This window comes from Moorena sp. (assembly GCF_982860115.1).
Window position 1 is genome coordinate 8,414 of record NZ_CEYLVT010000060.1, and the last position, 25,776, is coordinate 34,189.

17 protein-coding genes are annotated in these 25,776 nt (G+C 44.3%); all 17 read right to left on the reverse strand.

The window, feature by feature from the left end; translation table 11 throughout:
* A partial coding sequence (locus AC4II3_RS12670) for a translation initiation factor IF-2 N-terminal domain-containing protein (protein ID WP_490722822.1) occupies window positions 1-672 on the reverse strand: 672 nt, incomplete at its 3' end.
* A gap of 419 nt (window positions 673-1,091) precedes the next feature.
* The gene (locus AC4II3_RS12675; protein WP_071107114.1) at window positions 1,092-1,367 is read right to left on the reverse strand and encodes a YlxR family protein; all 276 of its coding nucleotides are present in this window, start codon (window positions 1,365-1,367) and stop codon (window positions 1,092-1,094) included.
* 542 nt (window positions 1,368-1,909) lie between these two features.
* Window positions 1,910-3,199, reverse strand: coding sequence for a transcription termination factor NusA (gene nusA / locus AC4II3_RS12680; RefSeq protein ID WP_488008824.1), 1,290 nt, complete (start codon window positions 3,197-3,199; stop codon window positions 1,910-1,912).
* Between the two features lie 171 nt (window positions 3,200-3,370).
* The gene (gene rimP / locus AC4II3_RS12685) at window positions 3,371-3,832 is read right to left on the reverse strand and encodes a ribosome maturation factor RimP (protein WP_070395891.1); all 462 of its coding nucleotides are present in this window, start codon (window positions 3,830-3,832) and stop codon (window positions 3,371-3,373) included.
* A gap of 1,103 nt (window positions 3,833-4,935) precedes the next feature.
* Entirely contained in the window at window positions 4,936-6,450 is a 1,515-nt protein-coding gene (locus tag AC4II3_RS12690) for a hypothetical protein (protein ID WP_488008822.1), read from the reverse strand.
* Window positions 6,451-6,747: 297 nt separating this feature from the next.
* Entirely contained in the window at window positions 6,748-8,094 is a 1,347-nt protein-coding gene (gene gor / locus AC4II3_RS12695) for a glutathione-disulfide reductase (protein ID WP_488008820.1), read from the reverse strand.
* Between the two features lie 229 nt (window positions 8,095-8,323).
* On the reverse strand, window positions 8,324-8,857 hold the full coding sequence (locus tag AC4II3_RS12700; protein ID WP_488008818.1) for a redoxin family protein: 534 nt from the start codon (window positions 8,855-8,857) through the stop codon (window positions 8,324-8,326).
* 129 nt (window positions 8,858-8,986) lie between these two features.
* The gene (locus AC4II3_RS12705) at window positions 8,987-9,316 is read right to left on the reverse strand and encodes a YbjQ family protein (protein ID WP_070395895.1); all 330 of its coding nucleotides are present in this window, start codon (window positions 9,314-9,316) and stop codon (window positions 8,987-8,989) included.
* Window positions 9,317-9,401: 85 nt separating this feature from the next.
* On the reverse strand, window positions 9,402-10,793 hold the full coding sequence (locus AC4II3_RS12710) for an NAD-dependent malic enzyme (protein ID WP_488008816.1): 1,392 nt from the start codon (window positions 10,791-10,793) through the stop codon (window positions 9,402-9,404).
* Window positions 10,794-10,936: 143 nt separating this feature from the next.
* Window positions 10,937-13,735 carry a tetratricopeptide repeat protein gene (locus tag AC4II3_RS12715; protein ID WP_488008844.1) on the reverse strand — a complete coding sequence of 933 codons (2,799 nt, stop codon included), beginning with the start codon at window positions 13,733-13,735 and terminating at the stop codon, window positions 10,937-10,939.
* A gap of 528 nt (window positions 13,736-14,263) precedes the next feature.
* Window positions 14,264-14,533, reverse strand: coding sequence for a hypothetical protein (locus AC4II3_RS12720; RefSeq protein WP_488008814.1), 270 nt, complete (start codon window positions 14,531-14,533; stop codon window positions 14,264-14,266).
* Window positions 14,534-14,614: 81 nt separating this feature from the next.
* Window positions 14,615-14,872, reverse strand: coding sequence for a hypothetical protein (locus tag AC4II3_RS12725; RefSeq protein ID WP_488008812.1), 258 nt, complete (start codon window positions 14,870-14,872; stop codon window positions 14,615-14,617).
* Window positions 14,873-14,945: 73 nt separating this feature from the next.
* Window positions 14,946-15,080 carry a hypothetical protein gene (locus AC4II3_RS12730; RefSeq protein ID WP_488008810.1) on the reverse strand — a complete coding sequence of 45 codons (135 nt, stop codon included), beginning with the start codon at window positions 15,078-15,080 and terminating at the stop codon, window positions 14,946-14,948.
* Between the two features lie 619 nt (window positions 15,081-15,699).
* On the reverse strand, window positions 15,700-18,216 hold the full coding sequence (ppsA, locus tag AC4II3_RS12735; RefSeq protein ID WP_488008842.1) for a phosphoenolpyruvate synthase: 2,517 nt from the start codon (window positions 18,214-18,216) through the stop codon (window positions 15,700-15,702).
* Window positions 18,217-19,396: 1,180 nt separating this feature from the next.
* Complete coding sequence (locus AC4II3_RS12740) at window positions 19,397-19,516, reverse strand: adenosine-specific kinase (RefSeq protein WP_488029328.1); 120 nt, start codon at window positions 19,514-19,516, stop codon at window positions 19,397-19,399.
* A gap of 577 nt (window positions 19,517-20,093) precedes the next feature.
* The gene (locus tag AC4II3_RS12745; protein WP_488008808.1) at window positions 20,094-20,630 is read right to left on the reverse strand and encodes a universal stress protein; all 537 of its coding nucleotides are present in this window, start codon (window positions 20,628-20,630) and stop codon (window positions 20,094-20,096) included.
* Between the two features lie 804 nt (window positions 20,631-21,434).
* Entirely contained in the window at window positions 21,435-25,643 is a 4,209-nt protein-coding gene (locus AC4II3_RS12750; RefSeq protein WP_488029327.1) for a two-partner secretion domain-containing protein, read from the reverse strand.
* Window positions 25,644-25,776 lie beyond the last annotated feature (133 nt).

The window sequence follows — 25,776 nt, forward strand, 5'->3', positions numbered from 1 at the left end:
CTCTGGTTTGGGTTTAGCCGCTGGTTCAGCTTGAGCCTCTGGTTTGGGTTTAGCCGCTGGTTCAGCTTGAGCCTCTGGTTTGGGTTTAGCCTCTGGTTTGGGTTTAGCCTCTGGTTTGGGTTTAGCTTCTGGTTTGGGTTTAGCGGCTAGTTCAGCTTTAGCGGCTAGTTCGGGTTTAGCGGCTAGTTCGGGTTTAGCGGCTAGTTCGGATTTAGTATCCTGCTTAATCTTGGTGTCCTCTTCAGTGACCTGCTTAGGTCGATTGAGAGTGCTAGGCTGACGGGGGGGTATAGCAGTCGGCTTGATGGGAGGTTGGGGTGGGATTGCCATTTGATTAGTTCTCTGGCTAGAAGTATTCCCAGAACTGCGTTTGTGCTTACGGAGCTCGACAATTTGCTGCTTCCGCTCCCCTTTGGGAGGTCGAATTAATTTACCAGAGCTTAACTTAGAACCTTTATTTGCCGATGACTCACCTTCGGTATTGCTTACAGCTGCTAGTTGGTCAGAATATTTTTCGGCTGTCGTGCGAATCCGTTGGGCATCCGATTCTGTAATCGTGCTACTGTGACTTTTAACTGCAATATTGAGTCCTTCACAGATGCTCAAAATTTCCTTGTTGTCCAAATTCAATTCCCGTGATAATTCGTAAATTCTGACTTTGCCGCTGTTCATGCACTATTCCCCTGTCGTACCTACGTGTTGTTAAACCATACTCAACTACTCGAATGACTTTTTACTTGATCAAGCTTTATTGGAAAGCTTAAACGATAAGATAAGCGATGCTCAACAGATAATCAACCATCCATGCTTGTTCGTTGGTGTGTTCACCTCAACGGTAGTTTGATAAGTTTATCTATTATCGCGTGCTTCTTTCCTGTGAAAAAAGCCAAGCAGCATTCTACATTGACGGTTCAGTTAAACCGCCTAATCAGCGCGTATGCCTTTAAAGGTAGCTAGCGTATAATCGAAGTAAATTCACCTCCTTTTTGAAACCAGAGCATCAATAGAACTAATGACTTCCTTTGTATCCTAACGATTACTTATGTTCAGGGACGAACATACATGGAAGCAATTGCCGCTAGATTCACCCTTTAATTACCTAAATTGGGTTTGCTTGGCATGGTAGCTAAACGCTGCCATAAAGTTTCGTACAGATTTTTTGGCACCGATGCACGCAGTGATCGCCCCAGTCGGTTTTTCTTTTGAGCCGCCGCTAGGCAACTCAGTTGAGGACATAAGTAAGCTGAACGACCCATACCCTGATCTAATTGTACCTTTCGTGACGGATAGACTCGGACAATACGCCAAAACTCCTGTTTTGGTGCTACTTTACGGCAGCTAAGACAACGTCGATAGTTGGGTTTCATAAGGGTTTTCGGTTTGGAAAATCTCAAAAGTCCTCCTTCTTTAAAGGGTACGGTAGATGGAGGCTTGTAGGGCGTTTGCGATTGGACAAACGCCCTGTTTACCTGATTGAGTTACCCAATGAAACCAAAAATCAATGTCAGAGGGCGGTAAAACGGATGTGGGCGTGCCCGGTGGTGTGAGCAGAAGATGAAAAACTATTCTTGATGCAGTCGCTCATGGGGGGAACCCCCTTTGGCCGCGCTGCATCGCTAGTAGAGATACTCGCACCCTTGATACTCGGATGACTAACACAAGAAGAAAATCACCACACCCACCGGCAGTATGCGGTAGGGGGTAGACGGTAGAGTAACGAGGGCAGAAGTGGAAGGATTGAATCAGTCATTGGTTTGGAAGAAAACTGTCAAAGAATTCTTGACCACAGCGGATACCGCGCACCCCATTACCATTCTAAACCGACAAGCTTAGGGCTATCATTGTATACCATTACCATTCTCAACCTCGGCCAAACTTTCCTCACTTCAGGGTGAACCCCTAAAATTCCTCATTCTTCTTCTTGAGTACTCAAATCAAGCACTGGCTCAGGATCCAGTACATTTTCTGGCATTTCTACTCCTTCTTCGTAATCTTCCTTTAACTCATTGCTCTCGACATCTTGTTCTTCTAGGGTATCCTGTTTAGAGATATCTGTAGTCTCTTTTTTGTATTCCGCAGCATCTTTAATGTCAATCTTCCAGCCTGTAAGGCGGGCGGCAAGGCGAACATTTTGTCCCTCTTTGCCTATAGCTAAACTGAGCTGGTCTTCTGCTACTAAAACATGGGCTTGACGTTCTTCTGGATTAACTAGTAGCACCTGATCCACTTGGGCTGGGCTAAGAGCGTTAGCAATATAGGTAGATGGGTCAGGAGACCAACGAATTACGTCGATTTTTTCACCTCGTAGTTCATTCACCACCACTTGAATGCGGGAACCTCTAGCACCAATGCAAGCTCCCACAGGATCTACATCTCGCTCCAGGGTATCTACAGCAATTTTAGTCCTTGGTCCGACATGACGAGAAGGAGGATTAGCTTCCCGTGCCACTGCAACAATCCTTACCACCTCATCTTCTATTTCTGGGACTTCGTTGGCAAACAGATAGACCACTAAACCAGCCGCCGCTCTGGATACCACCAGCTGAGGACCACGGTGAGGGCCTTCCCGGACTTTTTTGAGATAAACCTTAAAGGTGGAGTTAATGCGATAGTTATCATTGGGGAGCTGTTCCCGTTTGGGCAGTTCGGCTTCTACCTCTGGCCGACCAAAACCACTGCTGAGTGCCATAATAACAGACTGCTGCTCAAACCGTAGTGATCGAGATTGCAGAACAGTTCCTTCTAGGTCTTGAAACTCTTCCTTAATCAGCTTACGCTGTTGGTCTCGGAGTTTTTGAGAGAGCACCTGCTTGGTTTGAATCGCTGCCATGCGACCAAACTCTCCTTGGTCTGGAGTCACATCCAAAACCACTGAATCTCCCAATTGTGCTTCAGAGGCAACTTCCTGGACTTCTTTGAGAGAAATTTGATGGTCACTATTTTGTATCTCTTCGACAATGGTTTTGGTAGACAAAACGCGGAAGCCTTCTTCTTCAATATCAAGATCGACTTCAAAGTTGTCAAAATATTCTTCGTCAAAATGAAATCGTTGGTCTAGCCGTTGAGAACGGCGATAGCGCTCATAGCCTTTTAGCAGTGCTTCTCTTAATGCCTGTTGAACTGCAGACCTAGGTATATTGTGGCTTTGACTAATTTCTTCTATCATTGCCTTAAGTCCAGGCAAACTAACTATTGACATCAGCAAATCTCCATCTTAAATATATCCATGGCAATTGTCTTGGGATTTAAAGTAAATCAAGTTAAACTTCAATCCTCAACCTTGAAGCTTGTAGGGCAGAAGCACTTGTAGATCTATAGTTGAGCCATTGTCTTTACAAGTACTGCCCCCCTACCAACCTTCAAGCAAAATTTAACCCCCATCATCGAGTTTTACTCTGGACACGAGCTGACGGGGAATGGCAAACGCGCGACCCTTGAGATTGAGATAAACTCCGCTCTCATCCCGGCGAATTAACTGCCCACGCCACTCTTGCTGCCCCTGATAAGGTTCAGATGTCTGAACAATCACACCAAACCCTTTGAAAGAAATGAATTCTCGGTCTGTGCTTAAGTCCTGTGTGATCCCAGGACTGGAAATTTCCAAAACGTAGGTGTCTAAAATGATGTCCTTAGCATCTAACTGAGCTTCTAAAGCACGACTCATCCGTTCACAGTCATCCAAGCTAGTGTCACGAATGGGGTTGCGGATATAGACACGCAGCACGGGTGGGCGTCTGTTGGTCTGGAAGAGAGCCTCTACAATCTCTAATCCTAAATCTTGAGCCAATGGCGTGGCTAAATCGATTAGTTGTGGAATCAGGGGATGAGTCATGGCACCAATCCAATAAAAAAAGTGGGGTCAACCCACTTCATGGCAAATTCTTTTCCAAGAAGTCTAACCGCCCAAAAGCTTATGGACATCTACTTAGCACAAGCCCAATGTCTAGTTACTGGTCTTGAGCTATGGGTCACAAGGTCATTAGCTTGAAGACTGTTGACTTGTGCGTGACAGCTGCCACACTGACTCGTTGAGTTCAGTGTAGGCAACAAGCGCCAATCCAGCTATTGCTTTCGGCAAAGCCGACGCTACCCGAAGGTCGGCGCTGGGCTTTAAGAACGGACTGCCCTCTCTTGATGCAGTCGCTCATGGGGGGAACCCCCTTTGGCCGCGCTGCCTTCCCAAGACCGTAATGGTGCGTTTTCCGTGATGGCGAGCAATCCCTCGCCATCACGGGTCGCACCTTTGCATCGCTGCCGCTCTGTTTTCTTGGTCTTTTTTTTAAAACTGTTGTGCTGACAAACCAGCATTTAAGGCCATAGGCCACGCTACGCGAACGGCTTTGTTTATCAGTACGCATATTATAGCAATTCCATGCATACCCTGTGCAAAATTCATCCCTGGAGACGAAACCTGATTGTTAGTGGAGCCTTAATCAAAAAGTTTTAATTTTCAGCCAAGCCTCCTAACCATAAAGGCGACCCTATCCTTACGGTAACTTTAAACACTCATGGCGTAGCATTGAGATGTGGGATGAATTTTGCCGGAAGCTAACGCAATTAGCAGCTCAAATGCTTGCGTGATCAAAACTTGAAGATGGGGAGTTTTGAAGTCTAATCTCTGCTTGGTGTCTGGTGGGTCGGCACTTTCCCACTCCAGAGCTCTTTTCCTTAGAGCAAGCTAACCCTAGAAGTCAATTTGGTTTTTGTTGACCCATAATAAGTATTTTAGCTTATGGTCATTATTCGGTCAAACCGTATGATGATCTCTGACTATTTACAATAATTAAAAAAAAATGTTTATTTTTTAAATTTCTATAACTTTTAAATTTAAATTATCAATTTAAGAGGGTTACGCTCAAGCAAAATAGTTTATATATTAGCCTATATTTAAAAACTAATCATTAGACTAATAGTAACTTTATTTTACTACTATTTTTACTGAAATTTTTGATGAATTGCTCTGGTTTCATCTAAAATTTTATCTAAGTCTTCTTCAGATAAGCGCCGGACATAATTTATTTTGAATTCCTCTAGCCAAGCTGTGATCAAATACTGAATCTCCTGTAATCTATCCTTGGTCTTAATTTCTGCCCCTAAGACTTCCCTTAAATTTTTGAGTAGGTGTTGCAGGAGTTCGTCGGCAACTGGGTCTTCTTGTATCAGAGTATTAATCCCATCATAGAGTGCCTCAAAAATGTTTTTCACCAATTCCTCTGTTAGCTGTTTCTGGAATTGTCCCAGTCCTGGTACATTCTGAAGTCCCTGATAAAGTGTGGACTGTTTAATCCCCATGTCCACATAGTGTTTCATGAGAGCCTCTAAATCAGGGCGGATTTTGGGTAATACTTGATCAACTGTCATCTTTACCATGATGGTGGTGAGTTCTGACACTTCATCAGTGTCATTAAGGTCAATGTAGGGGCGGACTTCCTGTTGAGACAACCATTTGGTAATTTCACCCCGGCTAATGGAGCCCTGAACTTCGTTAATAACTTGAATCACGACAACTTCTGTCATCTCTTGAGCAATACTGGCAACAAATCCCGAGCGGATTTCTCTGGTAATGGCACTCAGGTCTATTAATTTAGCTTGACCTAAGCGAATAGTAACGGGAATAATTCGTAACCACCGCCATAAGGGTATTAGCAAAAATATGTCATACCAGCGCCACAGCATGGCATTTTGCCACTTGAGTCCAGAATGACGGCGACTGATCAACCAGGTACGAGCCAAAAACTCCGTACCAAATAAGATAAAAAATGGGAAGTCAATTAGTCCGAATAGGTCTATGAATTCGCCATTTTCTCCAATGGGACGGTAATAGTTAGTTTCTATTAAGGGTTTAATCTCGGTGTTAAAAAATCCCAAACCTTCCTCTTGACTATGGCTTGCTAAGTACTTTTGAGTCCAGAACTCCTCAAATGACTCTTTTGCTGACTTATCAGGATTTTGTATATGCTTACGCATCTTATTTTTCAGCTTTTCCAAGTTTCCAGTTTTATTGGCTACTTGAAAAGGATTAGTATCAATCATTTCTAAGCTAAGTTTGCGCAGCTCCTTAAGTTTTTTTTCTACTTCTATAGACTCTTCTATAGAAGATAATCCTATCTTGTTAATCTGCTTTTCCAGTTGATCAACTTTGTCCAAATATTTTTTAGTATCTCGGTTGTCTTCAATACCTTTAAATTGGTCGTAGAATGGAGTGATATCAGGAATGGGAATCGATAGGGGAAAGCCTTTGGATTTGATCGGACCAATGCTAAAGCTAAATACCTGAATTTTCTGATGTAGCCAGAAATCCCTTAAGGGGATATAGCTGAGGTCAAACACCACCAAAAGCAGATTAATCACGGCAATGATCGCCATTAATCGTTCAAACCAAACAATGCGGCGGGTTTTAACTTTATTAGGTATTTTGACGAATTTTTCTATTTTTTGTAAAGATGACATCGGGAAACCTGGGCTTTCTACCACTAGATGCTGATGTTTAACTCAGATGTATTGAGTTAAACATCAGCCATTCCTTCCTGATAATACAGTTCTAGGGGCTTTTTTAGGATTTATACTGATTCAGTAGTGTTGACTTGAGAACTAAAAGTATTTAAGCACTTAAAAATAATGCCTTATTAGAGGCATTCGTGAATTGAATTGCTATAAATTTTCACATCTGATGTGAAAGCGCTATAGTACGAAACTAGGGCGTGAACATACGCCCTAGTTACAACTGTATTGAAATTTTTGAGTTCCTTAGCGCATTGTGACAAACTCTTCTGCAGAACTGGGATGAATGCCAACAGTAGCATCAAAGTTAGCTTTGGTAGCTCCGGTTTTTAATGCGATCGCAATTCCTTGAATAATCTCTGCTGCATGGTCTCCTACCATATGAGCACCCAAGACTTTGTCAGTGTTTTGGTCAACCACTAACTTCATCAGGGTTTTTTCATCCCGACCGGGTAGGATATAGTACATCGGTCTGAACCGAGAACGATAGACTTTTACCGCATCCCCATATTTCTCCCGTGCTTCGGCCTCACTTAGACCAACCGTAGCTGCTTCGGGTGTGGTAAAAATTGCGGTTGGGACATTCTCGTAGCTCATGATCCGGGATTTGCCACCAAATACGGTATCGGCAAAGGCACGACCTTCATTAATCGCAACGGGAGTTAAGTTCATGCGGTTAGTACAATCCCCTACGGCAAAGATATGGTCTTCTGTGGTAAGACTGTACTTATCGACTGCGATCGCACCGTTTTCAATTGCTACTCCAGTATTCTCTAAACCTAGATTCTGGATATTGGGTATACGACCTGTGGCAGCTAAACTGACTGCATCAGCAATTATAGTTGTTTGTGATTGTCCTTGTACCGTTACATTCAGACCGGCTGATGTCTTTTCAATAGCGATGATCCTACTGTTATTTAGCACCCGGATTCCATGGTTCTCCATGGCTTGTTGAATCTCGGAACCGATTTCCGCATCAAATCCCCGTAAAATCTGATCACGACGAATAACCACGGTGACCTCAGAGCCTAAGCCATTGAGAATACAGGCAAACTCGACACCAATATAGCCACCCCCAAGAATCACGATCCGCTTCGGTTGTTCCTTGAGGTGGAAGATATCATCAGAGGTAATCCCGTGTTCAATTCCGGGAATATCGGGCTTGACTGGATGTCCTCCTACTGCAATCAAGATTTTCTGTGCAGTTACTTTGCGTCCGCCAATGTCTATGGTGTGGGAATCCACGAACTTAGCATAACCCTGAAACAGTTCTACCTTGGAGTTATCCAACATACGTTGGTAAATGCCATTGAGGCGTTCTGTTTCCTGATTCACTGCTGTGATCATTGTTGTCCAGTCCAGGGTACTGTGTACCTTACTCCAGCCATATCCCTGTGCCTCTTCAAATTGATCACGAAAATGGGAGGCATAAACCATCAGCTTCTTAGGAATGCAGCCACGATTTACGCAAGTTCCACCTAAACGGTCAAATTCTGCAATGCCTACTTTTGCCCCATATTCTGCGGCTCGTCTAGCTGTAGCAATTCCTCCGGAACCTGCACCAATAACGAATAAATCAAAATCGTAGCTCATGACTCCCCCAAACTTCTGAATTACTATTCGGTTGAAAGATTACTTATTTTATCTAGATCAACGCAATAGCCGTTGAAGGGAAAATTTTACTGATCCCCCAAAATAATAATTTTTGTTTAACTCTCAAGTAAATCCATGATGATCAGGACTTATGCACCAAACTGAAAACAGTAGAGGCATTGCAGGTAAAGCCTCTACTGATAAAGCCTTAAGTAAGGTCGGAGGGATGTTACTTTTTAGCTGACTTCAAGTAGTTCAGCATTGTATCTGCATCTGAGACCTCGAAGGGATCAGTAGGGCAGTTATCTTCATAGCCTGGTTCTACAAACATTTTTTCAATCTTGCCGTCATCTACCACCATAGAGTAGCGCCAAGAACGCATACCAAAACCGAGATTATCTTTTTCTACCAACATCCCCATTTTGCGGGTGAATTCCCCATTACCATCGGGTAGCAAGAAGATATTCTGAACCCCTTGCTGTTTGCCCCACTGGAACATCACGAAGGCATCGTTAACAGATAAGCAGATCACTTGATCAACCCCTTGTGCTTTGATCTCATCATAGAGTTCTTCATAGCGGGGTAAGTGGGTTGATGAACAGGTGGGTGTGAAGGCACCAGGAAGGGAAAATAGTACGATACGCTTACCGCCAAAAATTTCCTGTGTAGTGCGGTCTTGCCAGCGGAAGGGATTGGGTCCAGGAACTGACTCATCTCTGACTCTGGTCTTAAATACTACGTCGGGTACTTGATTGATAACCATCTTGTCTTACTCATTCCTTTATGATTGTTACTCTTTAATCGTAGTCGTAACGAGTATGAGTTGTCAAGAAAATTTAGCAGATTTAGTTAAACAACAGTTGACGGTTACCCGTCAACTGTCAAGCAACCCTTAATTCTTGATTTTGATGGCTGTGCCAGTTGCAGTAATCAGTAGCAGCACCCCCTTTTCATCAACGTTAATGGTGCCAGTATCCATAGCAATGCCAATCACAGCATCTGCTCCTAGTTGTGAGGCACGTTGTTTTAATTCTTGGAGGGCTTCTTGGTGTCCTTTTTCAAAGACTTTTTCATAACTGCCAGTACGTCCCCCAATTAAATCTCGAATACCGGCAAAGAAATCCCGCAGTGCATTGGTGCCGTAAACCACCTCAGCAGTGACAATTCCCAAATACTCTTCAACAATCGCACCTTGAATAACATCAGTAGTGGTTACAATCATCAGTCCTGCCTCAAAAAATGGATCAAATGCCGCCAGAATAGCTAATTTCTACGGCTCAATCATGAAATTATCGAAATACAAGTACTTAATGGTATGCTACACCATCCTGACGTGCTGCCCTTTGCACCGCAGCAGCAACCGCAGGAGCGACTCGCTCATCAAAGACAGAGGGAATGATATGTTCTCGATCTAAATCACTGGGATTAATCAGGGATGCGATCGCAAAAGCTGCTTCGAGACACATATTCACCGTAATGCTTGACGCCCGACAATCTATAGCGCCACGAAAAACCCCTGGAAAAGCCAGAACATTATTAATCTGATTGGGATAGTCACTACGACCTGTAGCCATTACTGCTACATCATCTACTACCAATTCTGGCTGAATTTCTGGGATAGGATTAGCCATAGCCATGACAATGGGCTTATTTGCCATCGACCTGACCATCTCTGGGGTTAGAACCCCAGGTACACTCACCCCAATAAACACATCGGCATTACCAATGGCACCAGCGAGAGTACCCGAAGCATCCACAGCAAATTCTTGCTTTTGCTCAGTCAAGTTAGGGCGTTTAGTGGAAATAATGCCTTGGGAGTCGCATATCCAAATTACACCTGCACCAGCTTTACGGAGTAACCGGGCAACTGCCATACCAGCAGCGCCCGCTCCATTAATAACAATTCTTACCTCTTCTAGGGATTTCTTCACTAGCTTCAGGGCATTGGTCAAGGCAGCAAGGGTGACAATAGCCGTACCGTTCTGGTCATCGTGAAAGACTGGAATATCTAACTCCTGCCGCAGTCTGGCTTCAATATCAAAGCAACGGGGAGCACTAATATCTTCTAAGTTAATACCACCAAAAACCGGCGCGATAGTTTTAACGGTTTCCACGATCTGATCCGTATCTTGGGTAGCTAGGCAGATAGGAAAAGCATCAATACCAGCAAACTCTTTGAACAGCATTGCTTTACCTTCCATCACTGGCAAAGCGGCTTCTGGCCCTAAGTTACCCAACCCCAACACTGCACTGCCATCGGTGACCACAGCAACCATGTTGCTTTTAATGGTAAAGGAGTAGACCTGTTCTGGGTCAGATGCGATCGCTTTACAAATCCGACCTACACCAGGAGTGTAAGCCATAGCCAATTCAGATTGATGCTTGAGGGGGATTTTACTGTTGACACTGATTTTGCCACCACGATGGAGGTTGAAGGTGCGGTCATAGACATTTATGATTTGGACATCGGGCACTTCCTTAACCGCTTGTACAATCTGTTCAGCGTGTTCACTGCTAGCTGCATCTACGGTAATCTCACGAGTAGCAATTTTCCGAGTTTTCTCCACCACCATAATTTCTCCCAATTGACCGCCAACAGATGCGATCGCTTGAGTTACGCTGGCTAACATCCCGGCACGGTTGGGGTATGTTAAGCAAATAGTCAAACTGAAACTAGGATTTGGGGTCAGGTCTACCATGCTGTATGATATGGGATTCTAGAAATATCTTGGTGCAAGCTGATTTCCTGCTATATCAATCTAGACTAAACTAGACTTTAGTTAATAGTTGATCGCAAGCATGGGATCGGAATAATTTAGCGACCCAAGATATAAAGAGGATTCTAGCCTCCAATCAACTGCCAGAACCGATCATCTTCTGAAATACCCTCAAAATCTGGGTCATTACTCGCCTCTTCCCGATACCTTGGATTTAGCTCAATCGCCTGCTCTAGGTTTTCCACAGCTAAGGTGACTTGACCCTGGGAAGAATAAACGATTGCTTTGTTATAATAACCAGCAGCATACTCAGGTTGAATCTCCAAAGCCCGATTAATGCTTTCCAATGCCTGATCATTCTGTTCTAGCTTGACTAAGGTAGAACCTCTGTAATTCCACGCTTTATGGGAGTCGGGATTTAATTCAATAGCCTTGTCAAAAGAGGCAACAGCTTCTTGGTATCTTTCTAATACATCCAGAGCCATGCCTCGATTCAACCAGGCTACTGTATTATCTGGCTGAACTTGGACAGCTTGGTCGAAGGATCCAAACGCCTCTTCATGCTTTTGTAGCATACCTAGTGCAACTCCTCGGTCAACCCAAGCTTGATGATAGTTTGGCTGAATTTCTAGGGCTTTGTCATAGGAAGCGATCGCATCTTCGTAGCGTCTCAACCGTCTTAGGGTCATGCCCCGGCTTAACCAGGCTTTATAGTGGTCTGGTTTGAGTTTAACCACCTTATTAAAAGCAACCACTGCTCCTTCATACCGCCGCAGTTCCATTAAAGCCAGACCTCGTTGATACCAGCTATCTGGGTCATCTGGCTTGATCTCAATTACTTTGTCATAGGAAGCGATCGCATCTTGATACTGCTGTAATTCCCATAATGCCATACCTCGCTGATACCAAATATCAGGGTTATTCGGTTGAAGGTCAAGAACTTGATCGTAGGAAGCGATCGCATCTTGATACTGCCCTTGAGAGAATAGAGTATTGCCCTGATTCACATAGTCATCTGGATTCAAGAACAACTTAGGATGGTTCGATTTGAGGCATTCTAATTGTTCCGTCAGAGTTTGAGTGTTTTGCAGCACTTCAGACAGAGCAGCTTCTGCAATGGATGTTGGGGAAATCTCTGCTAGTTGTTGTAGAATCTTATCCTTCTCGGTTTGAGCATCAGATTCGACCTCAGACAGCTGAGCAGCCAAGGTTGTTTCCAATTTGTCCAGATTTTGAAGGATTATATCTTTTCGATTTTGAATGTCCGACTGTAAATCAGAAAGTTGAGTTTTAGCCTCTGTTTGTAATTTTTCCAGACTCTGAATGGTCTGAGCCTTCTGGGTTTGAATTCCTGAGTGAGAGTCAGAAACTTCAGTGTTTAAGTTAGCCTCTAGCTCTTTCAGATGCTGGAGAGTCTTATCAATTTGCCCTTCAATCTTCGACTGGGATTTTGAAAGTTGTTCAGTAATGTCATTTCCTAATTGTTCTAGCTTCTGAAGAGCTAAATCGATTTTCTGTTGAGCTTTTTGTTCAGCATCCACCTTAATGTCAGATAGCTGAGGAGTAAACTCTGTCTCTAGCTGTTTTAGATTTTCTAGTATTAAATCCCGTTGCTGTTGAGCCTTGGCTTCAAGTTCAGACAATTTTGAGGCAAACTCTGTCTCTGATTGGTTAAGTTTATCCAATACTTTATCTTGATGCCCTTGGACATTGGCTTTGAGTAAAGATAGTTGAGGAGCAAAATCAGAGGTTTGTTTTTCTAGATCCTTGAGGTAACTGTTTCTTTCTTTATCAGCCGTTGCCTTAAGCTCAGACAGTTCAACAGCAAAATCCGACTCTGATTGATTTAGTTGCTGCAGGACTTTATCCTTATGTTCTTGTACATTCCCCTGAAGTTCAGATAGTTGAGGAGCAAAGTCAGCACTTGATTTTTCTAAGGTTTGCAGGTAATCTTTGCTTTGTTTTTGAGCCTTGGCTTTCAAGTCATACAGTTCGGAGCCAAACTCTGTCTCTGATTGGTTCAGTTTCTTCAGTATTCTCTCTTTCTGGGCTTGCACATCCGCCTGGATTTTCGATAATTCTGGAGTAAATTCAGCCCCTAATTTTTCAAAATCTTTTAAAGTTAAGTCCTTTTGGTTTGCCGCAGTTTCTTTCAGGTCAGACAGTTCGGAGCCAAACTCAATCTCTAATTGATTCAGTTTCTTCAGTATTGTCTCTTTCTGGGCTTGCACATCCCCCTTGAGTTCAGATAATTGGGGGGCAAACTCAGCGCTTAAGTTTTCTAGATACTTCAGAAAACTATCCCGTTGCTTTTTAGCGTCTTGCTCGAGTTTAGACAGTCTTGATGCAAAGTCAGTCTCTAATTGTTCTAGCTCTTGTTGAGTATCGGTTTTTTGCGTCTTGATTGTGGTTAATGCCTGTTGCTGGGACTGAGAAAATTTGGATAGCAGCTTAGATAGATTTTCTCGTTTAACACTTAGGTCTTGTTTAAACTCTGCCGCCTGCTGATCTAGCTCCAAGGCAATGTCTTCAGTTTTTTCTAGGATACTTTGAACATTTTTATTAGCACTGGCAACCCTATCTTCCAAGTCAGTCAGTTCATTGAGGTGAGCTCTCACGATTTGCGCAACCTCACGAATCACAGACCTTCTTAGCAGCCACAACGCTGCGATCGCAGCCACCAGTAACAGTACCAGAGTCACCAGCACAATCAGCAAAACATTAGACAGGAGCGTCACCTGCTTAAAGCTAAGATTTGCGTCAGTTTGAACTGGCTTTTGACTTGAGCTCTGAGCGACTATCTGTTTTGGAGGGTCAGGTTCGATGGATTGGGCACTGCCAAGGCCAACAGGCAACAGGAAGAATGACAAAACAATAGTGCTTCGCCACACCAGTGGTAACATGTGTTGATTTTTACGCTTCATCAGAACGTCCTTTGTCTGTTGGTCATCTTGTGCTGCCCATAGAGGCTCTATCTTACGTGCCAAGATCAACTCCCCTACTTAAATCCATTTCTTCTAGTTTGCCACCTCCATGACTGAAAGGGTGAATGCCGTTTGATCGCAGTTTTCAAATCCGTAGACCAATCCGTAGACCACAGTTAACACAGTGTTGGTTACACCAACAGCTCCTTCTCAGCTTACCGCCTAATCAGCTATGGCGCTATCCAAGCAATACAAATTCGTGAAAGTAAGGCTACAGATGCAGATGGCCAGATGGGCAGATGGTCAGATGGTCAGATGGTCAGATCAAATGGATGTCCAATTCATCCACCAATTTACGAGAATCCCTGCCTTGTTAAGGCAGGGATTCTCGTGAATTACTTGAATGTACTATACTGTCAAGGAAACTTAGTACTAGTGCAGGGGACACGGAAATAAGCGTGTAGGACCAGCTCCGACCTTTGTAGATGAAAGTGGTTACTTATTGCTGCGAGCCTGGACTAGGTGGAATCAGTACAATCTACGTTCTTCCCATAAAAAACAGTAGTACGGTACACTGCCCAAACCAGCATTAGTCAAAATTGATACCTTTATGACTGGGTTGGGTTCACAATTGTCTTCCTCAGATATCAAATCTAGGTTGACCTCGTTAAAGAAGATGCCTGAAACCCTGCTTTTTATTGCCTGGAAATTATGGGCAATCCCCACTAGCACAGATGACAGCTTTTGCCAGACTACAGCAAAGGTTGGTTTGATGGTTTCGTTAATTGTTGTTAGCATGTCAACACCCTTTATAGTATAGATTGAAAAAAAATTGTCTAAAAATGCACCCTTTAATACCCATGGCCTACTTGCACTGCTTCAACCTTTCCAAAAGAAGCAGTAGTACGGCACACTGCCCAAGCCAGCATTAGTCAACATTGATACCTTTATGACTGGGTTAGGTTCACAATTGTCTTCCTCAGATATCAAATCTAGGTTGACCTCGTTAAAGAAGATTCCTGAAAACCTGGTTTTTACAGCTTGGAAATTATGGGCAATCCCAAGGAGCAAAGATGATAGCGTTTTCCAGACTACGGCAAAGCTTGGTTTGATGGTTTCGTTAATTTTTGTTAACATGTCAACACCCTTTATAGTATGGTTTGAAAAAAAATTGTCTTAAAATGCACCCTTTTATAGGTTTGTGAAGCTTTCACTTGTTCCACTGCTGTCTGTGGATCCTGTTTACCCTAGGCTGTGCCATTGAAGACCGCCTCATTAGCCATACCACAAGCCCTAAAACCTCAAGGCGATCAGGGGTGGTTTCTCCCATAGTTGTGGCTAGCATGGTTTTCTCCTTGAGCTGACAGCAAGAAAACTAGTGATTTCAGCTGATCTACATTTGATAAATTTGGAAAAATCAAAAATGGTGGAATTTGTTCTATTTAATTACCCATTCTTGATTTATTTTCTAATCTTTAGATTTTATTTATATTTCTCTGGAGCTATCATCCCCAATTCCTCCTATTTTATATTTCTTAAACAAACAACCCTTGATGGAACGTCAAGTTTATGGTTAGCCAAGGGTTTTCTATGGTTTCGGAGCAGTTAATCACCCTCGCCCCTGGCTTATCTTAAAGTTTTGTAATGTAATTTTTGATGTGAAATTACATGAGAATTTCTTGCTATTAACTCATCCTTCCTCCAAGATGATCTGGGATTGTTGATCAAGAACTGGGCGACATCAAGCACCAAACTCGGCATCCTTGCGGTGCGACCCGTGACGAATTTAATTCTTAATGGGTCAAGGGCACCGGAGACGTTTTGAACCTAGAAGCTAGCTGCAACTTGCCCCTAAATGCGACGAGATTCCAGTCATCTCTATGGGGGTAAAAGATTGAGGTATTTGGTTAGGTGTAATTTAGATTTCTTAATACCTAAGACTCTTAACACCTAACACCACGACACTAATTTACTCCTTCTACCTTGGCGATATCTAGAAGTGTCTTGAGTACCGAGTCAGGGTTCAAGCTGATGGAATCAATTCCTAACTCCACTAGGAAGCAGGCAAATTCCGGATAGTCACTTGGTGCTTGACCACAGATACCAATTTTGCGGCCATTTTTCTTGGCTTTTTCTATCACCATCTGCACCATCTGTTTCACTGCTTCGTTGCGTTCGTCAAAGATATGGGCAACTAATGCAGAGTCACGGTCTAACCCTAGGGTTAATTGAGTCAGGTCATTAGAACCGATCGAGAAACCGTCAAAGATTTGGCTATACTCGTCGGCTAGGATGACGTTACTGGGGATTTCACACATCACATAGACTTGTAACCCATTGTTCCCTCGCTTCAAGCCATGTTTTTCCATTTCCGCCAGCACCAGGCGACCTTCTTCAGGGGTGCGACAAAAGGGAATCATGGGAATAACGTTTGTGAGTCCCATCTCATCCCGTACCCGTTTGAGTGCCTTACATTCCAAACCATAGGCTTCCCGGTAGATTTCATCACAGTAACGAGACGCCCCTCGCCATCCTAGCATCGGGTTTTCTTCCCTGGGTTCAAACTGTTTACCCCCTAAAAGATTGGCGTATTCGTTACTCTTGAAATCTGACATCCTGACGATAACTGGTTTGGGATAGAAAGCAGCAGCGATGATGCTAATCCCGTTGGCTAGTTTATCCACAAAGAAGTCAGGTTTATGGTCATACAATGCTGTCAGCTGAGCAATTTCTTCCTTGACCGATGGATCTTCGAGTTTATCGAAGTGAATCAACGCCATCGGGTGTGCCTTAATGTGATTGGCAATGATGAACTCAAACCGAGCTAACCCCACCCCATCGCAGGGAAGAGAAGACAAACTAAAGGCTTTCTCTGGGTTCCCCACATTCATCATGATTTTGGTGCGGGTGCGCGGTAGGTTGTCAAGGGGGGTTTCTTGCACCTCAAAGGGCAGCAACCCTTGATAAACCTTGCCTTCATCTCCTTCTGCACAGGAAACCGTCACCGGTTGGCCTGTCTTCAATTGGTTAGTGGCATTACCACAACCCACAATCGCGGGGATACCCATCTCACGGGCAATGATGGCAGCGTGACAAGTGCGACCTCCTTGATTAGTGACGATAGCACTCGCTCTCTTCATGATAGGTTCCCAATCCGGATCTGTCTTGTCCGTGACCAATACCTCTTTGGCTTGGAAACGGTCAATCTTGTTGACATCCAGAATTACCCTTGCTTTGCCTTGACCAATCATTTCACCGACGGCGCGACCGGTGGCTAGCACAGACGTTGCCTGCAATGTCTCTACATCGCCTTTGAGTTGATAATGACAAATAACATTGGTAGATTTCTGGGATTGTACAGTTTCCGGACGGGCTTGAACAATAAAGAGTTCACCGGTTTTCCCGTCTTTCGCCCACTCAATGTCCATGGGGGTGTAGCTACCCCTCACCTGGGAATAGTGCTCTTCAATGATGCTAGCCCACTTGGCTAGGGTGAGAATTTCTTCATCATTGATCGCGTATTTTCCCCGTTCTGATGGCGGTACTGATATATTTTTCGTCAGTTTACCGCCGTCATCATAGACCATTTTGACTTCTTTGCTGCCTAGACGTTTGTCTAGGATAGGGCGATACCCCTCTTGGAGAGTCGGCTTGAACACCAGGTATTCATCCGGGTTGAGTGCTCCTTGGACAACGTTTTCACCTAAACCGTAAGCTGCCGTTACTAAAGCGGCATTTTTAAATCCGGTTTCGGTGTCGATGGAGAACATCACACCAGACGATGCTAGGTCTGAACGCACCATTTTCTGGACACCGACAGACAGAGCGACATCAAAGTGGTCAAAGCCTTTAACAGTTCGATAGGAGATGGCCCGGTTGGTAAAAAGGGACGCAAAGCATTTGTGACAGGCTTCTAAAACCCCTTTTACTCCGTGGACGTTTAGATAGGTTTCCTGTTGACCAGCAAAGCTAGCATCAGGTAAGTCCTCAGCCGTGGCACTGGAACGAACTGCTACATCTGTATTGTAATTTGACTGTAGCCAAGTGTCCCGATATTCTGGCTCAAACTGCTCACAGAATTCCTGGGGATCATTCCCATAGCATTGGCATAGTTGTTGGTATGCCAAGGCGATCGCATTCGCTAGTTCTTCTGGGAATGGCGTATTGAGGATTAAGCTTCTCGCTTGCATCCCCCGTTGTCGCAAGTTATTGACATCTTCCACATCCAGGTCAGAGAACCCCTGGCGCAGCTTGGCTTCTAACCCAGCTTTCTCAATAAAGTATCGATAGGCATAGGCTGTAGTAGCGAAGCCAGTGGGGACTCTAACTCCTACTGGTGTCAGTTGTCGAATCATTTCCCCCAAAGAGGCATTCTTTCCACCGACTATGGCGATATCGGCAATACCAACTTCCTCAAACCAGAGGACGAAGGCTTTGTCTTTGGCAGATGGTGGGGGTTTTTCTGGAGCAGTGGTGACCATAGTAGGATGCTTCTCCTGAGGTTGACTTCCAAGGGGAGTATTGAGGGTTTTCTGCCTCAATGGGATTGTTCAATGGGATTGTGAAAAGTCCGATGAAGCACCTGAAGTTGTGGCAGTTGCTGAACTAGCCTTAACTCAACGCTTAGCCTGTTCGGCAGACAACGTCACTTTATGACAGCGATGCCGGGCGGTCTTGGGGGTTTCCCCCACTCGCGCTTTGCATCAAGACAACCTCAACGAATATGCCATTCTCTTTACTCTAGCCTAGCAATTCGTTTCTCCCCTTCATTGAGCTATCAACTCTATCGGGGCTGATACTACTAGTTTAGAAAATTTTCCTCAAAGGAGGTCATCTTTCTTTACTTTATTTTATATACAACACAGATGTTGTTTAACTATAAATTAGAAATGATTAAGTAGAAGTGATAAATGATTTAAATTTTTTATAGATATAAACAAGGCTATGAATTTTAGTTAATTTCCAGGCTTTGGGTTATCTCTCTAGATTTTTGTAGTTTATTTTACATAATTTCTCTGGCAGTTGTAGTTTAGTTGACATAACTTTCCTGGCAGTTGCTATATGGTAAAAAACCTGAAGAAAATAGTCATAAATTTTTCACTACCATTATTTTCGGTCTCTGGTGTAAGAGACACGGAAATAGCTGACCGCGAAAAATACCCCCCACCCCCTTACCCCCTCATCTTCAAAGCAACTAGTCACCAATTTCTGCCTAGGTGTACTAATAATTACGGGTAATGTAAGGGGTCGTTATCGTTTCTAATCTAGTTGAGAATCATCCTTTCTTGATGCAAAGCGCGAGTTGGGGAAACCCCCGCAGGTCGGCGCTGCATCGCTCACTCATTCCCTATTACCCATATTATCCATTCCCAACAACAATATAGGAACTATTTTGGCACTAATTAATTTGACAGTAATTAATTGCACTTGGTACTAGAGCTTGTCGCCGTACTGGCTCAGGAAATCCTTGGGTGTCTTGACCTGATCAGTACCTTTTACTCCTTGTGCTTAAAACCTATCCACCTCCTGTACCGGATTGGCGGTGGAACAATGGATAGGGCAGACTTCTGGGCACTCCTGAATCCCTTGAGGATTCTGAGTTGGATTAGATTTAAGCGTTGGATCATTTGCTGTAGCTCGGATCAAGTATGATCCAGATGCTTAACAGAAGACGATGCCAAATTTTAGCTGGGTCGAAGTTCCTATCATGACCTGATATAAGTCAACGACCGTTTTAATAAAGTCGGCGTTACCAATAATGATGATGTTACTCGCCCTGATAAAACCTCTATCCTAACCACTTTGAGTTCAATTGTCACCGACCTCTGAGCTTCAGTGAAACAGTAAAAACACTACATTGAAACAGTAAAAACACTAAACTAAATGTAAAACCTGAATATTATCTCCAGTCAAAGTAAAATTGCTGCCAAAATGCCAAATACCTACCGGCATCATAGATACTTCTTCTGATGGCAGGTGGTAACCTGTAGATCTAATTATCACCTCAGCATTGACAAAAATGCATAAGTATGAGTACAACTAAACTCACATCAACAAGCCACAGTTGTTGAGAAAATTCTGGAGAAATAACTCCCACAACTTATACAAAAGTGGACTCCAAAACCTATCACCAAAACCTATAAGTAGTAGGGTGCGTTAATAACGCACCCTACTAGTAGAGTTATTGTGGAATTCCTGCTCTCAAAAAGAGACTACACTTCTGGTGGAAGTAAAAAAGATTAGTGAAATGATTAGTGATGAATCAGTCTATTTGATCCATCTATGTAAAAAATGCATAATCCCTAAAGCCTTAGAATGTCAAGGCTGTCGGTCACAAAGCGTGAGCAAAGCTCAATCTCTACTTTGTATCTGTAGTTACTGCAGTGGCTGTAGTGGTTAACTCAATGGTTGGGGTTGCTACCCCTTGAACTACCAACACTGAGCAAGGAGCATGGTGAACAACATAGTTACTGACACTCCCGAGTACTATTTCTTTTAAACCCCCAAGCCCTCGACGACCTAGAACAATTAAATCCGCACCCCACTTTTGGGCTAAATCACAAATTCCTAGACTCGGATCTGCCAATTGACAAGATACTTCGGCAGCAATACCCTGAGCATTGGCCTGTTGAGCATAACTCCTAAGCCACTCTTTGTTTTCCTCAAGGTGTTTTTGGAGATTTTCTTGGTGAACCTTTCGCAGACTACCATACAGGTCTACATCAGCTATGGTGCCAAGACCGATGTAAGGAGTCATCAGTTCCTGAGTTTCCCAAAGGCAGTGTACTAGCATCAGAGTACTCTGTTCCTGTTCGGCTAGGTCTAAGGCTTGTTCAAACACTGCTTCTGCTTGGGATGAGCGGTCGATTGCTACCAGAATCTTTTTGTAAGCCATGATTAGTTTTCCTCGTATCTTCAAATGGGGTATCGAAGACATGGAATTTAGGGCACTGCCAGAAAATCAATCAGGCCTTGCCCTTGTAGCGGAAAGATAGGAAAGATGGGGACGGTCGCAAAGCGTGAGCTTTGCTCAATCCTGACGTTCAGTGGAGGCGAGGAGCACCGACATTGGAGACGTTGATTGAATAGTTCCCTGTAGTCAGTCTTGTAGTCAGTGGTGTAGTCAGATGTTACTCAATGTGATATAGTCCTATAATTTAATTCTAGAAAAACTTCTGAGAGATCTTAACTACTGGTTAACTATTTGTAATACTTTAGCAACGGGAGTAGGGAATAGGGAGTAGGGTGACCGGGTGTGGGGTGTGGGGAGTCGGGAGTCGGGTAGGCTGTTTATTATGGGCCTTTTACGGGATCGCGTAAGGCGATAACACCCAGAATGGATATCTAGCAAGAGATACACTCTCTCATACTATGAGACAAAAAGTGCATGAAGTTTAAGCTATGGACATCGCACAAAGTGAACAGCCTACCCCACACCTCCTCATAAGGGTAGGTTTTTTACTTTGACCTCAGGTGTGGGGTGTAGGGGGAACGGGTGTGGGGTGTGGGGCATAAGACAAGCGATGCACCGCTTTTTCGTTGTTTTCCTTTTCCTCTCCCTCTGGGTCGCCCCATGTTTGACCCTAATGTAAAAAACCTACCCCTGTGAGCCCCACACCTCAACCCACACCCCACACCCCACACCCCACACCTCAACCCACACCCTACACCCCACACCCCACACCCCACACCCCAGGTGTTACCGTACGCAATAATAAGGAGAAAACCAGGAAATAAACGAACTCGACTGAGGTGAATCAGCCACTAACTCGACCACTCCGTCGTTATTAATAATCCATCGATTAGCTTCAATAATTCTAGACCGACGTGAGTTACCTGCATTAGCAGCACTCGAAGCACTAGAAGGATTTTTCCGGCGGCGAGCGGTGTGGCGAGGTAATGGACGTAAATCCATCCACAGGGTTTGACCCCGAAGGGGTTTAGTGGGGTCTGTGGGTAAGCCACCCCGCCCAAATTCGGTAAATTGATTACCATCATCAGTACCGCAACCAGTGGCAACTAGCAGTTTGGGATTAACAAAAGTGGACGGTAGCTCGAATAATACAGCGCTAGGGTCAGAGTATGGTGCATTAATTTCGACAGTACCGCTAAAGGAAGCTCCCCGTTCGGAAGAAGCGGTAATATCACTGTCGGGGGTTTGTTTTTCTCGAAATTCAGTGCCAAAAATGCCTAAGGCATTGATGAACACTTGCCCGCCAAAGCTATTTTCAGCATTGGCCGTGATATCGCTATTTTCTAGGGCAACTAGCAAGTCAGTATCGATAGTAATATTACCGCCAGTGGCAGTACCTTCGGCATTAGTAGTGATGTTACTGCGTACGCGCATCAAGATTAGCTGGGAATCCAGCTCAATATTGCCCTTATCTCCAGCATTGACTTCCGCAGAAAGGGTAGCGCCCCCGTCTAATAGAATCGAAAGTGCAGTAATCTCGAGATTACCAGCCTTGGCATTATCCCCATTACCACTAGCACTGACGGAAATTTCAGCGCGATCGCGCACAGTCAAGTTGTTGCTGGTAATGGTCACATCACCCGCAGGGAAGTTTTCCACAGAGAAGGCCGCAATGCGACTAAGAAACCGACCGTCTTCTGAAATACCAGTGACTTCTATGTCATTAACATTGAGGATGATATCCCCAGCTGCACCATCCCCGAAGCTAGAAGCAATAACCTGTCCGCCATCGAAGATGTGCAAGTTTTCAGCATTTATGATTAAATCACCGCCATTGCCAGTGGCTCCTGGATCCACGGAAACCAACACACCACTGACAGTGTCAGTAAAATCGACAAAGGGATCACTGACCTCGACCGACCTTGCCTGAATCGTAATACTGCCAGCATTGCCAGCACCAACCGCAGAAGCTTGGAGACGTCCCCCTTCCGCCACTTGCAAATGCCCAGTTTCAATAACTATATCGCCCCCATTCCCACCAGTTTGCTCCCTAGTAGTACCAACAGTTAGTAAACTTGTATATAGGCCACTAGAAAATGTACCATTACCATTAGTGCCAATCACATCTACCGACTCTGAGGCATAGACCCTGATATCTCCAGCATTCCCAACTCCAGTGGTATCAGAGAAAAATGCTCCTCCATCACTGAGAAGCAAATGTTCAGTTTCAATGGTTAAATTGCCCCCATCACCGGAGCCCTGTGTAGATGTATAAAAGCCGCTGGAAAATGCACCATCAGGTGAGCTACCAATTGCTTCGACTAGGTTAGCTGTTACCATTACACTGCCCCCATCCCCATTACCCTGATTAATCGAGCGGATTTGAGCACCATCAAGCAACTGCAAAACTGGAGTGTCAACAACCACCCTCCCTGCATTCCCAGTTGCTCCAAGTGTGGTGTCGCTCCGGATCTGTCCACGCTCTTCAACTGTACTTGAGAGCATCACAGATTCGTTTGCAGTAATGGTAATCTCACCAGCATGACCGGAGCTGAAGGTACCGGTACTTACAATACCCCCGTTCAACTGGAATTGTTTGGTATCAATCACGATTGTGCCCCCATTTCCCCTACCCTGGGCAATGCTTGACACTAAGCTATTTCCATTCACTTCCAGCAATGAACCGACATTGAAGATAATATTGCCACCACCACCCGCATCAAAGGTATCGGTGGAAATTCTGCCACCATTGTTGAGTATCAATTTGTTGGTATTAATCCTTAAGCTGCCACCATGGCCTGTACCTGTCGATTCAGAAAATAAGCCGCTGTTGGCTTCCACATTCGGATTAAAATTAGCCGGATTAAAGGGGTCTTCCGGTAACGAGACTCCCTCAGTGCCAAGGTTTTCTAAAGATACTTGCAAGGTGTAAGTGTCCCCGACTTCTGGGGTTGCGCCCTCGATCAATTCATTATTACTAGCATCAGAGGGGAAGGCACCAACTCCGAATAAGTAAACCCCTGGGGAGGTGATGGTGGTATCAATTAAGGAGTCTGTGCTGAAACTACCAAAGGCTTCGATACTGCCACCGGCACCATCAGCAGCCAAAGAATCATCATTGACCTCCAATAATTCTCCTGTACCTTGATTAAATAGGAAAATCTTGGTATCTACGCTGCCTTCAGAGTCTGTAAAGCCATTGTCGATGTCGAAAATAGCTCTACTGTTGCCATTCGTGATACTGAAGGAGAAGTAATCGACTTGATTTTCGGCTGCGCCCAATACCGTGGTGCCATTAATAATCTGTTCTGGAGTCCGTTCAATGGAAACATAGGGTATTCCCAATGGTCCAGATTCAGCTACGTTGGGATTGGGGTCAGTAATAAACTCCAGAGCATTTAGGTCAAAGGTTTCTAAATCCAACAAAGGATTAGGAACAAAATCCCGACTTTCTCCAGAGATAGTCACACTTTCGGTAGCGTTAATGGTGATATCCCCAGCATTGCCTAGATTGGTGGTAGCGGTGATAATCTGTCCACCAGTTTCAAGGACTAAGGTATTGAGATTGAGTGCGATCGCACCGCCATTACTAGTGCTATTGGTTACTGTACCGATAAATCCCCGATTACCTAGATTCAGTGACCCTTGGGCATTATTAATGGTAATGTTGCCACCCGGACCACTGGTGTCAACAGCGGAACGAGTCAGAATCCCGCTAAATAACCCATCTTGAGTGAAACCGGAGATATCAATAGCACCATTAGCATTAATCTCAATATCTCCTGATCCGCCATGGCTATTGGTAACAGTTTGAATTCTTGAGCCACCAGTGATAGTCAGGGCGCTAGTGCTTAGCTGTATGTTTCCGCCATTGCCTATTGCTGAGGAAACTATATCATTAGCAATCAAACTCAAGTCACTAAGATTGGTATTACCTTTCGCATTAATAGTTATATTGCCAGCTACTGCATCTGGTATCGATGCCCCTGAAGTCAATCCAGCTTGTAAACTGGATTGAGACATGTCGAAGTTAGCACTATTGATGGCAATAGTTCCGCCATTAACTGAAGTGACATCTACCAAGCTACCGTTACTCAAAGAAACATTAGCTGGTTGGACTCCATCGGGAAAACTAACCGATGTCCCCCCATTGAGCGTAACGGTTCCTGAACTGGATAATCCTCCTAATTCCACCCGTCCCCCTGGCACTTGGAGAGTGGCACTATTGAGGTTAACCTGACCCCCAAGTAAAGCCATGGTTTGTCCAGTCTCTATGCCTAAAGTAGCTCCAATCACGTTTACTGGGCCAGGATTGCTACCATATTGCAAACCCATGGGAATATTAATGGTTAACAATGGTGGGGCATTTGGATCACTAGCGCTAAAGTTGAAACCATTGTCAAACATTGCACTATCGGCAGTGCTAGCGAAAAAGGAGCCTGCCACATCTAAGCGAGAGTTTGCTCCAAAGTTAATACCATTAGGATTAAGCAAGAATAAATTAGCGCTACCGTTTACTCCTAAGGTGCCCAGAATTTGAGACAGGTTGCTACCGGTGACACGAGTCAAAATATTAGTAATGCCATCGGGATTAGCAAAATACACTCGTTGACCATTACCAACATTAAATTCCAGAAAACTATGGAATAAGTTACTATCTCGAAGTGCTCCCCCTTCGATTAAATCTGCTACTGCACCACGAATAGTCTGATTGGGAGTAACCTGAGAATTTTCATCCCCCAAGGTACTATCTGGGGTAATTTGAGCTAAGGTGGGTGAGGCGAATAATAACCATAGACTACTAACTTCGAGCAATCCCACTAAGCCTAATTGTATTAGTGAAATGGTTTCTCTGGGTAGGCTTTCTGTGAGGGGATGAGCTTTTTGGGCAAAGGGGAAGCTGACGCATTTCATGGAATTGTCTGGCCGATTACTCTCAGTCTTAGAGTTCCCGGCACTGTTGGTCAGAGTCACACCTGTGATGAACGGGTGCATCTGATTAAAGCTGTTTGAGCCGGTGGGTGGAACGGGCATCTTGCCTGTTACAATTTCCCGGCGGGCTGTCTCAACGCATCTTACCCCGATTCCCGATTCCCGATTCCCGATTCCCGATTCCCGATTCCCGATT